This window comes from Tenacibaculum aestuarii, from assembly GCF_964510395.1.
Classification (GTDB): Bacteria; Bacteroidota; Bacteroidia; order Flavobacteriales; family Flavobacteriaceae; genus Polaribacter; species Polaribacter aestuarii.
The window spans coordinates 124,434-136,507 of sequence record NZ_CAZEFY010000004.1 but is presented as its reverse complement, the minus strand read 5'-3'; the positions used below and the strand labels follow the sequence as shown (position 1 = coordinate 136,507).

Genomic DNA, 12,074 nt, shown 5'->3' with positions numbered 1-12,074 from the left:
TTATTTTACGGCTACTTTAGTTTTTACACCTTCAGTAAATACCTTAGAAGGTTTAAAAGCAGGTATGTTGTGTGCAGGAATCTTGATAGTAGTATTTTTAGAAATGTTTCTACCAGTTTTTTCTGCTCTAGTTTTAATGATAAAACTACCGAAACCTCTTAAATATACATTATCTCCATTCTCTAATGCATCTTTTACTTCGTCCATAAATGCTTCAACAGTCGCTAAAACATCTGCTTTTTCAATTCCACTCTTATCTGAAATTTTAGATACGATATCTGCTTTTGTCATTCTATATATTTTTTTGAAATTACTTTTTGAAATTTTGAGGGTGCAAATATATGATAATTAATCTATTCCGAAAAAAATAAGAATAAAAATATCTAAATAAAATATGTTAATTTTGCTGGCACAATTTACATAAATGTCTTTATCTAAACAATTAATTTTCTGGTATTTACAAAATAAAAGAGAACTTCCTTGGAGAAAAACTAAAGATCCGTATCGTGTTTGGTTAAGTGAAATTATGTTACAACAAACCCGTGTTGCACAAGGGTTGCCGTATTTTTTGAAGTTTACAGAAACTTTTCCAACAGTATTTGATTTAGCAAAAGCTGAAGAAAGTGAAGTGTTAAAATTATGGCAAGGTTTGGGTTACTATTCAAGGGCGAGAAATTTACATTTTACAGCTAAATATATTTCGGAAGAGTTTAAAGGCGTATTTCCTAAAAGCTATAAAGAATTATTACAATTAAAAGGAGTAGGCGATTATACCGCCTCAGCAATTGCATCTATTTGCTATGATGAGCCTGTTGCTGTGGTAGATGGTAATGTATATAGAGTGTTATCTCGCTATTTTGGGGTTGCTACACCTATTAATTCGACTAAAGGAATTAAAGAGTTTAAAGAGTTGGCACAAACTGTAATTGATGCAACACAACCAGGAGTGTACAATCAAGCTATCATGGATTTTGGTGCATTACATTGCAAACCTCAAAATCCGCTGTGTGATGAATGTCCGCTAGCTGAAAGTTGTGTAGCGTTGGCAAGTAATAGCCTAAAAGAATTTCCTGTAAAAGAAAAGAAAATCAAAATCAAGAAACGTTATTTTAATTATTTGGTGCCAGTTACAGAGGATAATCAAACAGTATTAGAAGAGCGCGTAGGAAAAGGAATTTGGCAAGGATTGTATCAATTTCCACTTGTGGAAACCAAAAAAGAAACGGATGAAAAAGAGTTGATAGAGCATGATCAATTCGTAAAATTATTCCCTGAAGAAACCACCATATCGCTTTTTAATAAAGAAGATATTGTTCATAAATTGTCACACCAACATTTAGTTACGAAGTTTTGGGTAGTGAAAACGACCAATGTTAGTGAGAATACAATGAGTTGGTCAAAAGTAAAAGAGCAACCTGTGCCAGTGCTGATTGATAAGTTTTTGGAGGAATATTTAAACGAGGAGTTCTAATTTTTGTATATTTGATTTTACACTAAACTATAATGCTATGGCAGGAACAATAAACAAGGTTATTTTAATAGGACATTTAGGTGATGAGGTTAAAATGCACTATTTTGAAGGAGGAAATTCGATAGGGCGTTTTCCATTAGCTACTAATGAAACATATACCAATCGTCAAACCGGAGAAAAAGTAACCAATGTAGAATGGCATAATATTGTAGTGCGTAATAAATTGGCTGAAATTTGTGAGAAATATTTAACCAAAGGAGATCGTGTGTATTGCGAAGGTCGTATAAAAACGCGTCAGTATGAAGTAGATGGTCAAAAACGATATGCTACCGAAATTCATGTACAAGACATGACGTTTTTATCTACTAAAAAAGACCCAAATAGTCCTCAACCAGACGTACAGCCAATGCAAGGAAATCCTACACCGCCAAGTGTAGCTCCAGAAGAAGATGACGATTTACCATTTTAGTATAATTAAATTTTAAAAATTGGATCCAGAACCCGAACCTTTATTTTTATTATTATCAAGTTTTGATTGGTTAACAACCGTTAACCTTTTGCTTTTACTGCTTTTATTAATTTGTTCTGCACTAGTTTCAGGAACTGAAGTAGCGTTTTTTTCAATCTCTCAAACTGAGTTAGATGAGTTATCATCAAATTCGAAAGAAGAAAATACAGTAGTAAAACTATTAGATGATCCCAAAAAATTATTAGGTACAATTTTAATTACCAATAACTTCATTAATATTCTTATTGTTTTGTTATTTGCCAATATTGGTAAGGTATTGTTTACGGGGTTAGATTATGAGCTGGATTTTTATTTCTTCAATGTTTCTGTACTTTTTTTGATTGAAATTGTACTGATTACCTTTTTAATTTTATTGTTTGGAGAAGTACTTCCAAAAGTATACGCAAGTAGAAAATCATTGCAGTTTGCCGAAATGATGGCAAAACCAATTCAGGTTTTAAACACCTTGTTAACTCCGTTAAGTTTTCCGCTTATAAAGTTAACTAGTGTTATAGAAAATAGATTAGGAAACAAAAACAACAACCTTTCAGTTGAGCGTTTATCACAAGCGTTAGAGCTAACTTCAGATGATGCTACAACTAAAGAAGAACAAAAAATTTTAGAGGGAATTGTAAGTTTTGGAAATACTGAAACAGTGCAAATTATGAAACCTCGAACCGATGTTTGTGCCATTTCAGAAGATGCAAGTTATGAAGAGGTACTGCAAATGATTTTAAAGAACGGTTATTCAAGAAATCCTGTATATCGTGAAAATATGGATACCATTGTTGGGGTGTTGTATGCAAAAGATTTATTGGAGCATTTGAATAAGAAGACATTTAAATGGCAAAATCTATTAAGGGAAGCGTTTTTTGTGCCTGAAAACAAAAAGTTAGACGATTTATTAATTGAGTTTCAAGAAAAGAAAAAACACCTAGCCATTGTGGTTGATGAATACGGAGGAACAAGTGGAATTGTAACCTTAGAAGATGTTATTGAAGAAATTGTAGGTGATATTAATGATGAATTTGATGATGAAGATTTGACCTACTCGAAACTTGATGAAAATAATTATATTTTTGAAGGAAAAATAACCATCAAAGATTTTTGCCGTGTCTTAGATGATGAAGATGAAGAGAAATTTGAAGAGGCTAAAGGAGAAAGTGAAACCCTAGCAGGTTTTCTTTTAGAAGTCTCAGGAAAATTCCCTAAAAAAGGCGAAAAAATAAACTTCAGTAATTATACGTTTACTATTGAAGCGTTGGCTAAAAAACGTATAAAACAAGTAAAAGTTACCCGAAATGCGTAAATTCTTTTTGCTGGCATCAGCAATATTTTTGATAAGTTGTAATGAAGAAATCTTACCTAAACCTAAAGCATATTTAAGTTTAGAGTATCCTAGTAAAAGGTATAGTAAAATGCCGCTTCAAAAACCATATTCTTTCGAAACAACTCAAATAACACAATCTAAAAACTTACAAAAAAATTGGATGAAGATTGAATATCCGACCTTAAAAGCTTCTGTTGATATTACGTATCGTCCAATTGAAGGAAATTTAAGAGAGTTGTTAATGGAGTCGGAAAAATTAGTGTTTGAACATGCAATAAAAGCAGATCAAATTACAGCACCTGTAGAATATGTAAATCCAAATACGAAAGTTTATGGGAGTTTATATCAAATTTTAGGTGATGCTGCTTCGCAAGTGCAGTTTCATGCAACAGACAGCTCTAAACACTTTTTAAAAGGTTCTTTATTCTTTTATACCAAACCCAATTACGATTCTATTTTACCAGCAGTTGAATACATTAAAAAAGATATGATTCATATGATGGAAACATTGGAGTGGAAAGATAATCAATAAGTGAATTAAGTTAATGAGCGAATGATATAATTAGCTCATTAGACTACTAATTCATTATCTTATTAGAATCATTGTTTCTCCTCGATTGCAACCACAAATAAAACTGCAATCCGAATAAAATAGCACCCGATAATAAATGTACAGCTTGGGTTCCTAAAGGGAATTCAGCATAGTACATTAAAATACCTGTAATCGTTTCTAAAAAGATTAAAAAGATCACCCAGTTTACCAGTTTATATCCTAAATTCTTTACTTGATTTAAGTAAAATAATCCCAAGTTTACCAATACAATTGCTATGGTAAACGAGCGATGAATGTAAAATTTAAGGTTAGGATCCATTAAGCTGTAGTGCTTGTTTTCAAATCCGTGTAATTTTACTTGCTCGTCGATAAATTGACGTACTTGTGTTCCTAAAGCAATTTGAATTAAAGAAAATACAGCAGAAAGAATAACTAATTTACTGAATAGTGAATTGTATTTATATGATGCTTTTTTACGATCAGAAACGATGTAAAGTAACCATAATAACAAAGCAATAATAACTAAACCTCCAACCATGTGAATGGTGATAATTGTAGGTTTTAAGTTTGAGTCTACCACCGTTTTTCCAAGCCACGCTTCAAAGAGCATTAAAAAGAAAGCTCCAAATGATAAAAGGGTGATTTGTTTATTTTCTTTCCAAAATTTAACAGAAACAAAAATTAAAAATAGAAAAGGAATTCCAGCTAAAGCAGAGCTTAATCGGTTGATGTACTCCGTCCAAGTGTGAAATTTGTTAAACTTAGCGTAATCGTGTTTGGTGTACTTTTCCCAGTTGTTAGCGTTAAATTCATCCGTGGTTTTAATGTTATGACCCGCAACAAATAACGCTTCATCTTTTACGATAATCATTCCTTTTTTGTACTCGTAATTAGGTTGCCAAGTAATTTCTTCTTCAGAAGTTGGCGGAATGTAATATCCGAAACACTTTGGCCAATCAGGACAGCCCATTCCAGAACCTGTCATACGAACAACAGAACCAGCTAAAAAAATAACATATACAGCAATTAACGAGATTTTTACAATGAGAGGAAAATGTTTCTTCATCTGATGAAAAGTTTTAGCAAAGATACTTAAAAGCCATAAAAAAAGCTCCTAATTTAGGAGCTTTCAATATTGTTTAAAATAAGCAATTATGCTTTTTTTGTTTCAGCACAACAAGCCATAGTGCAATTTTCTTTGCAAGTAGCTTTTTCAGCTTCTGTTTTTGTACAGCATTCTTTTTTGCAATCAGCCTCACAAGCTTTCTCATCTGCTTTTTTAGTAGCTTCAGCAGCTTTGTACATATCACCGCTACCAATTCCTTCAACAAAAGCAATTAATTCAGCTTTGTTAGTTTTGTTAGCATCGTATTTTATAGTTGCAATACTGTCGTTAAATACAACGTTAGCTTCTAAAACGCCATCCTTTTTATTTAAATCAGAAGCTATTTTTCTAGCACAACCTATTTCACAAGTCATTCCTGAAATGTTTAATGAAAGTTCTTGCGGATTAGCTTCAGCTACTGTTTCGGTTTTTTGTTCTTGAGTTCCTTCTTTTTTAGCTTCATTTTTACAAGAAACCATTGCTAAACTTACAAAAGCAACCACAAAAAATATTTTTAAAAATTTCATCATTTTTATTTATTGGATTATTCAGCAAATTTATTAATAAAATCAAAATTTAAAATATAAATAAGCGACTTTTGTTACTAAAATACTTGATAATGAATAAGCAACAACAAAAATGGTTGTTTTTAATTGTGCTTTCGCTAGTTTGGGGAAGCTCTTTTATTTTGATGAAAAAGGCGCTTATTGGTTTAACCCCAGTACAAGTAGGAGCTTTACGAATGTTAATTTCAGCAGTTTTTTTATTGTTAATTGGGTTTAGAAGTATTCGGAAAATTGAAAAAAGACACTGGAAGTATATTGTTATAACCGCCGCTTTAGGAACTTTTTTTCCAGTCTTTTTATTTGCTTTTGCTATTAATGGAATTGATAGTTCTATCGCAGCTATTTTAAACTCCTTAACGCCTTTCAATACATTTATGTTTGGAGCATTAGTGTTTGGTTTTGCTTTTAAAAAGAAACAACTTATCGGAATCTTAGTCGGATTAATAGGTACGTTGGTGTTGATTTTAAAAGGAGCAGAACTAAATCCAAATCAGAATTATTGGTATGCTTTGTTGGTAATCATTGCTTCTGTAGGGTATGCCTTTAATGTAAATATGATTAAAAAATACTTGTCAGATTTAGATGCTTTGGCAATTACGACAGGACATTTTCTGTTGTTATCGGTTCCAGCATTATTGGTATTGACTTTTTCTGGTTTTTTCTCAACGTTTGAAGTAACTCCTATCACGACAAGTTCCTTAGGTTATGTAGCTGTTTTAGCCATTTTTGGAACAGGAATAGCTAAAGTGTTATTCAATAAATTAATACATATTTCTTCACCTGTGTTTTCTTCTTCAGTAACGTATGTAATACCTGTTGTAGCAGTTATGTGGGGCGTTATTGATGGTGAAAAATTAAGTTTTATACAGTTCTTTGCTGGCGGAATAATTTTATTAGGTGTTTGGTTGGTGAATAAGGCGAAGTAAGGTTTCTTAGTAGTCAGTAGTCAGTAGTCAGTAGTCAGTAGTCAGTAGTCAGTAGTCAGTAGTCAGGTGTAAGGGGTTAGTTTTTACAAAAAAAGAGAACCAAAACTTGCGTCTTGGTTCTCTTAATTTTAAACTAAAAAGTTTACTTATTATTGAAAATCAGCGTCAGTAACTCCTTCGTTGATTTTAGCCTCTTTTAAAATGAATTGTACTTTTTGTGGACCTAAACTTCCTGTTTTTTTAGTAGCAAACTTTACTCCACCAAAATCTTTATAATCACTGTATAAAGCTTCTTGATTTTGTGTTTGTCCACCCATGTTAATTGTTTGGGTTTCTTTTAATTTTAAACCATTATTAACATCATAATAAAAAGAAGTAGAAACAACAGCTCCTTTTTTAGCAACTACATATACTTCTTTACCGTTAATAGTTTCGATACCTGTTAATTTAGCATCAGCATTAGCTAATAAACCAATTTCAGGAAAAACTCCTAAAAGTTGTGTCATATCATTTGCCATAGCAGGAGGTAACGCTTGTCCGTTCATTTTTACAGCACTTTTATCCATTACAACTTTCATCATAATGCTTCCATTCATTGCTGTTGTATTAGCATAATGTGTAGCATTTCTTTTTTCAGTGCTTTCAATTTTTGTCCCTTGCATTTCTGTACCATAAACAACCATAGTTGTTTTTAAACTCTTAATTTTATCAGCACCACCAATAGCATCAAAATACTTGTTAAGTACAGTTTCTTTAGTTACACCAGCAGGAACTGTTTTTTTCATCGCAGGCTTTTCAGTAGGATTTCCGTTTTTATCAAAATAAGTGATTTTGTAATCAGCTGTTTTTTCTAAATTCTTTAAAACATCAATTCCTTTACCAGTAATGATAATACGAGCTTTATCTCCTTTAAAATATTTAATAGCTGCATTTTGAACATCGTCTAAGGTTACAGCGTTAATGTTTTTTAAATAGTTTTGGTAATAATCTTCAGGTAAGTTATTCGTTAAAATATTTAATGCATAATTCGCTACAGTTTGAGGTTTTTCAACATTACGAACAAAGCTTCCAATGTATTTTGCTTTAGCAATATCTAACTCTTCTTGAGTTGCTTTTTGATAACGAATTTTGTTGATTTCTTTCATCGCTTCAACCATAGCACTATCCGTAACCATGTTTCTTACCGATGCTGAAGTTTTAAAACGAGACGCATATCTATCAGCTCCAATTCCTGAGTAAGCTCCGTAAGTATATCCTTTATCTTCACGAAGGTTTTTGTACAATCTACCAGTACCACCACCACCAAGAATTTGGTTAGCTAATAAAGCAGCATAGTAATCTTTATCACCCATTTTTAAATTAACAGCATTTACAACGGCTAATTCTGACTGAACAGCATTTGGCATATCGATAAAGTTGATTTCAGTAGTTGTAGGGTTCTCAACTTTTGGTAAAGTTTGAGCTGCTAACTCTCCTTTTTTCCATCCGTTGAATAAGTTTTCAACTTGAGACTTAGCATCCTTAAAAGTAATATCACCAATAATGATTAAATACGCATTGTTTGGTTTATACGTGTTGTTGTATAAATCTTTTACATCTTGAAGCGTAACATTTTTTAACGTTTCTTCTGTTGTAAATTCTCCATAAGGATGGTTTTTACCATAGGTTAAAGCACTTTCTACTCTACCAGCAATAGCAGAAACATTGTTTTCGTTCGATTTAATCCCGTCAAGTGTTTGCTTCATTTGCTTGTCAAACTCCTCTTGAGAAAAAACAGGGTTAAAAGCAGCATCTGCCATTAAACCTAATACTTTTGGAAAGTATTTAGATAAAGAGCTTGCTCTTGCACCTTCATTCCAAAAAGAGATGTTTGCTCCTAAAAAGTCAACTTCTTCGTCAAATTTAGCTTTTGGAGTATTTGTAGATCCAGTTCCTAACATTCCGCTTAACAAACCTTCAACGCCTTTTTTATTTCCGTAAGACATTGGTGGATTGTCAATTGTTAAAGTTGCAGTTACTCTAGGTAATTTGTTGTTTTCAACCACTAAAACTAGCAACCCGTTAGGTAACGTAAATTTCTTAGGAGTTCCTAAATTAATTTTAGGAGCAGGTCCTGGTTTTGGTTGTTGGGTTCTATCAATCTGCGCTGAAACAGTTAATGATAGAAATAATATTGTGATTATTGAAAATATTTTCGTTTTCATTAAAATTCAGTTTAGATGATTATTTCTTTTTTGGTAAATATTCGATAACAACACGACGATTTTTAGCTAAGTATTTTTTAGCTACGTCTCTAATTTCTTCTTTGGTGATAGAGTTGATAACTTCTAACTCTTTGTTAATTTGATTGGTATCACCTACTAACATGTAGTTTCTTGCTAAAGAGTTTGCAATACCTTGAATGCTTGAGTTTGAAGCAACGAATTGGTTTTCGAACTTGTTACGTACCTTTTGTAAGTCTCTGTCAGAAATTAATTCAGTTTGTAATTTTTCAATTTCTTCATCCATTTCTTTAATTAAATCATCTAAAGAAGTTTCTCCTAAAGGAATGGCGCCGATATTGTACACACTATAATCTTCTAAAGTTCTTGCAAAAGAGAATACTTGTAACGCTTTTTTCTTATCGTCAACTAACTTTTTGAATAAACGAGAGCTTTTCCCATTGCTTAAAATAGTAGAAATAACGTCTAATACCTTAGCGTCTCTTTCTTTCATTGAAGGAGTTTTGTGTGCTAATAAAATAGCAGGTAACTGAATGTTAGAATCGTATTCTTTTACACGCTTTTCTTGTGTTCTTTCTGGCTCAACAACTTTTACACGTTTAGCAAGTGTACGTGCAGGAATTGGTTCAAAATAATCTTTAATCATTTTTTTAGTACTAGCTTTTTCGAAATCACCAGCTACTACTAACACTGCATTGTTAGGCATGTACCATTTGTTGTAAAAATCTTGAAATTCTGCTAAAGTAGCAGCATCTAAATCTTTAATGTAACCAATCATTGGTCTACCGTAATTGTGCTTGTCAAAAATGTGGTTGTAAACATCTCCGTAAATAATTTTTCCATAAGGAGCATTATCCATACGTTGACGCTTTTCTTCTTTTACAACCTCGTTTTGTGTATCAACTGCTTTTTGGTCGATAATTGGGTGTAATAAACGTTCAGACTCCATCCATAACCCTAATTGTAAGTTGTTAGAAGGGAATGTTTCGTAGTAATATGTTCTATCCCAGTTGGTATTTGCATTTCCAGTTCCACCGTTGGCAGCTTCAATTTTATTCCATTCACCACGACCAATATTTTTTGTTCCTGTGAATAATAAATGCTCGTAAAAATGCGCCATTCCTGTCTTACCAGTTTCTTCATCTTTCGATCCAACATGGTACATTACAGCTACAGTAACTACAGGAGCAGAATTGTCTTGATGCAAAATAACATGCATTCCATTGTTTAAATCGTACTCTTCAAACTCCACTTTTTGTGCATTAGCAGAAAAACCTACTAATAAAGCCGAAGCTAGAGTGATAACCCTTTTTCTCATTGATTGAAATTTAATTTTGAATTGTTTTAATTAGCCTATGTGACGTTAAATTATTTGTTTTGTTACAGAATTAGGATGAGAAATGAGAAAAATTACGTTAAGAGAGTAATTTTCTGATGAATAGATTGTTTCTTGAAGTAAAAAACGTATATTTGCACCCGCATTTTCAATAAGAAAGTGTGAATAAAAGTATAAACGCAAAACAAATAGTATGTACGCAATCGTAGAGATAGCAGGGCAACAGTTTAAAGTAGCTAAAGACCAAAAAGTATACGTACACCGTTTACAAGAGGCAGAAGGATCAAAAGTAACTTTTGATAAAGTAATGCTTGTTGAAGATAATGGAAACGTTACAATTGGCGCCCCAGCTATAGAAGGTGCAGGAGTAACTGCAAAGATTTTAGGTCACTTAAAAGGTGATAAAGTAATCGTTTTCAAAAAGAAAAGAAGAAAAGGTTACAAGAAGAAAAATGGACACAGACAGTATTTAACTGAAATCCAAATTGAAGGAATTGCTACTTCTGGTGTTAAGGCAGCTGCTAAAAAAGAAGCTCCTAAAGCAGAAGCAAAGACTGAATCTAACGATTTAAGTTCTATGACTGTTGCAGAATTAAAAGCTTTAGCTAAAGAGCAAGGTATTTCAGGATACACTTCTTTAAAGAAAGCAGAATTAATTGAAGCATTAAGTAAATAATTAACTTTAAAAACTTACAAAGATGGCTCATAAGAAAGGTGTCGGTAGTTCGAAGAACGGTCGTGAATCGGAATCGAAACGATTAGGAGTAAAGATTTTTGGAGGACAAGCTGCTATTGCAGGTAATATTATTGTTCGTCAAAGAGGAACTCAACACAATCCAGGTGAAAACGTTTACATGGGTAAAGATCACACTTTACATGCTAAAGTAGATGGTGTTGTAAAATTCCAAAAGAAAAGAGATAATAAATCATACGTTTCTGTAACTCCATTCGAGGCTTAAGAAACTAACTGATTAGATAAGATAAAAGCTCAACTATTTTTTAGTTGAGCTTTTTTTGTATATAAACCGAACATTAAAATTTATACAAAAAAACACCGCTTATAAAGCGGTGTTTCATAACTTAATATCATTATTGATTAATCCCCCAATTTATCAATATGATTCCCCTTGTGTATTACGCAACAAATATCAGGGTAAAAAAGCAGTTTTATGAAGGTAGATGTATAAATGGTTGTTTTTTTTGTGTAAATGGTAATTATTTTGTGATTCTGTAAATGTTTAGTTACACATTGTTTAAATGATAACCTATGGATTTTATTTTTAAGATATTATCTGTTACATTTGGTACAAATCTACATACAATGTTAAGAGCTGTAATAGTTGATGATGAACCAAAAGCGATACAAGGCCTTTCGTGGGAATTGTCAAATTTTAATGAAGATATAGAAGTTATCGAAACATTTACTGAGGCAGAGAAAGCAATTAAATATATTAATGAAAATGATATTGATTGTCTTTTTTTAGATATAGAAATGCCTACGATGGATGGATTTCAATTGCTAGAAAAATTAGATAACAAAGATTTTGCTATTATAATTACCACTGCATATAATGAATATGCTATTAAAGCATTAAAAAATCAAGCAATAGACTATCTTCTAAAACCAATTGATTCAGATGATTTAGAAGAAACCATAGGAAGAATAAAACTTCACCACAAAAAGTATAACAATACAGAAAAGGTTGAAAAGATATTATCGAGCTTCAATAAAAAATTCAATAGAAGAAAGATTACGATAAACACCGATGGAAAACTGGTTTTTTTATCTGAAGATGAAATTCTGTTTGTAGAATCTGACGGAAATTATTCAACCATATATACTTCAGGAAATAAAAAAATTGTAGTAACTAAAAAATTGAAAGAAATTGATTCGTTACTTCCTGAAGATCATTTTTTTAGAATACACAATTCCTACATTATCAACTTAAATAAAATTAAAGAATTTTTAAAGTCTGATGGTTATGTTGTGTTAGAGAATAATCATAAAATTCCCGTATCTCGTCAGAGAAAATCAGATTTCTTAGAAAAATTTTAGT

At 31.9% G+C, this 12,074-nt stretch carries 13 protein-coding genes; 8 read left to right on the top strand and 5 right to left on the bottom strand.

Annotated features, from left to right (window positions below; genetic code table 11):
• On the bottom strand, positions 1–291 hold the full coding sequence (locus tag ACKTSU_RS13715) for an HU family DNA-binding protein (protein ID WP_028891679.1): 291 nt from the start codon (positions 289–291) through the stop codon (positions 1–3).
• A gap of 133 nt (positions 292–424) precedes the next feature.
• Between ACKTSU_RS13715 and mutY the strand changes: the two genes are divergently transcribed.
• Genes mutY through gldD form a run of 4 tightly spaced genes read left to right on the top strand, consistent with a single transcriptional unit; the run spans position 425 to position 3,841 of the window.
• On the top strand, positions 425–1,471 hold the full coding sequence (gene mutY, locus ACKTSU_RS13710; protein WP_408037079.1) for an A/G-specific adenine glycosylase: 1,047 nt from the start codon (positions 425–427) through the stop codon (positions 1,469–1,471).
• Positions 1,472–1,508: 37 nt separating this feature from the next.
• Positions 1,509–1,940, top strand: coding sequence for a single-stranded DNA-binding protein (locus ACKTSU_RS13705; protein WP_028891681.1), 432 nt, complete (start codon positions 1,509–1,511; stop codon positions 1,938–1,940).
• A gap of 19 nt (positions 1,941–1,959) precedes the next feature.
• Positions 1,960–3,288: a gliding motility-associated protein GldE gene (gene gldE, locus ACKTSU_RS13700; RefSeq protein ID WP_408037078.1), complete on the top strand. Its 1,329-nt coding sequence runs from the start codon at positions 1,960–1,962 to the stop codon at positions 3,286–3,288.
• Entirely contained in the window at positions 3,281–3,841 is a 561-nt protein-coding gene (gene gldD / locus ACKTSU_RS13695; RefSeq protein ID WP_408037077.1) for a gliding motility lipoprotein GldD, read from the top strand. The genes gldE and gldD overlap by 8 nt, the downstream gene beginning before the upstream one ends.
• A gap of 46 nt (positions 3,842–3,887) precedes the next feature.
• On the opposite strand, the gene ACKTSU_RS13690 is transcribed toward gldD, so the two are convergent.
• On the bottom strand, positions 3,888–4,928 hold the full coding sequence (locus ACKTSU_RS13690; protein WP_408037076.1) for a COX15/CtaA family protein: 1,041 nt from the start codon (positions 4,926–4,928) through the stop codon (positions 3,888–3,890).
• An 86-nt stretch (positions 4,929–5,014) separates the two neighbouring features.
• Entirely contained in the window at positions 5,015–5,494 is a 480-nt protein-coding gene (locus ACKTSU_RS13685; protein ID WP_408037075.1) for a cation transporter, read from the bottom strand.
• Between the two features lie 92 nt (positions 5,495–5,586).
• On the opposite strand from ACKTSU_RS13685, the gene ACKTSU_RS13680 reads away from it, so the two are divergent.
• Positions 5,587–6,459 (top strand): DMT family transporter, encoded by an 873-nt coding sequence (locus ACKTSU_RS13680; protein ID WP_408037074.1) that lies wholly within the window; start codon positions 5,587–5,589, stop codon positions 6,457–6,459.
• 149 nt (positions 6,460–6,608) lie between these two features.
• On the opposite strand, the gene ACKTSU_RS13675 is transcribed toward ACKTSU_RS13680, so the two are convergent.
• A complete protein-coding gene (locus ACKTSU_RS13675) occupies positions 6,609–8,663 on the bottom strand; it encodes a M16 family metallopeptidase (RefSeq protein ID WP_408037073.1) in 2,055 nt (684 codons plus the stop codon).
• Between the two features lie 19 nt (positions 8,664–8,682).
• Positions 8,683–9,999 (bottom strand): M16 family metallopeptidase, encoded by a 1,317-nt coding sequence (locus ACKTSU_RS13670; protein ID WP_408037072.1) that lies wholly within the window; start codon positions 9,997–9,999, stop codon positions 8,683–8,685.
• 211 nt (positions 10,000–10,210) lie between these two features.
• Here ACKTSU_RS13670 and rplU point away from each other — a divergent pair, with 211 nt between their 5' ends.
• The 3 genes from rplU to ACKTSU_RS13655 all read left to right on the top strand — a co-directional run bounded on the left by rplU (position 10,211) and on the right by ACKTSU_RS13655 (position 12,073).
• Positions 10,211–10,693 (top strand): 50S ribosomal protein L21, encoded by a 483-nt coding sequence (rplU, locus tag ACKTSU_RS13665; RefSeq protein ID WP_028891689.1) that lies wholly within the window; start codon positions 10,211–10,213, stop codon positions 10,691–10,693.
• A gap of 22 nt (positions 10,694–10,715) precedes the next feature.
• Positions 10,716–10,976 (top strand): 50S ribosomal protein L27, encoded by a 261-nt coding sequence (gene rpmA, locus ACKTSU_RS13660; RefSeq protein ID WP_028891690.1) that lies wholly within the window; start codon positions 10,716–10,718, stop codon positions 10,974–10,976.
• Between the two features lie 362 nt (positions 10,977–11,338).
• Complete coding sequence (locus ACKTSU_RS13655) at positions 11,339–12,073, top strand: LytR/AlgR family response regulator transcription factor (RefSeq protein WP_408037166.1); 735 nt, start codon at positions 11,339–11,341, stop codon at positions 12,071–12,073.
• Position 12,074: the final 1 nt, after the last annotated feature.

Excerpts from the sequence above, each read along its gene's own strand:
- ACKTSU_RS13715 (WP_028891679.1), bottom strand. The coding sequence starts at position 291 with ATGACAAAAGCAGATATCGTATCTAAAATTTCAGATAAGAGTGGAATT.
- mutY (WP_408037079.1), top strand. The coding sequence starts at position 425 with ATGTCTTTATCTAAACAATTAATTTTCTGGTATTTACAAAATAAAAGA.
- ACKTSU_RS13705 (WP_028891681.1), top strand. The coding sequence starts at position 1,509 with ATGGCAGGAACAATAAACAAGGTTATTTTAATAGGACATTTAGGTGAT.
- gldD (WP_408037077.1), top strand. The coding sequence starts at position 3,281 with ATGCGTAAATTCTTTTTGCTGGCATCAGCAATATTTTTGATAAGTTGT.
- ACKTSU_RS13690 (WP_408037076.1), bottom strand. The coding sequence starts at position 4,928 with ATGAAGAAACATTTTCCTCTCATTGTAAAAATCTCGTTAATTGCTGTA.
- ACKTSU_RS13685 (WP_408037075.1), bottom strand. The coding sequence starts at position 5,494 with ATGAAATTTTTAAAAATATTTTTTGTGGTTGCTTTTGTAAGTTTAGCA.
- ACKTSU_RS13680 (WP_408037074.1), top strand. The coding sequence starts at position 5,587 with ATGAATAAGCAACAACAAAAATGGTTGTTTTTAATTGTGCTTTCGCTA.
- ACKTSU_RS13675 (WP_408037073.1), bottom strand. The coding sequence starts at position 8,663 with ATGAAAACGAAAATATTTTCAATAATCACAATATTATTTCTATCATTA.
- ACKTSU_RS13670 (WP_408037072.1), bottom strand. The coding sequence starts at position 9,999 with ATGAGAAAAAGGGTTATCACTCTAGCTTCGGCTTTATTAGTAGGTTTT.
- rplU (WP_028891689.1), top strand. The coding sequence starts at position 10,211 with ATGTACGCAATCGTAGAGATAGCAGGGCAACAGTTTAAAGTAGCTAAA.
- rpmA (WP_028891690.1), top strand. The coding sequence starts at position 10,716 with ATGGCTCATAAGAAAGGTGTCGGTAGTTCGAAGAACGGTCGTGAATCG.
- ACKTSU_RS13655 (WP_408037166.1), top strand. The coding sequence starts at position 11,339 with ATGTTAAGAGCTGTAATAGTTGATGATGAACCAAAAGCGATACAAGGC.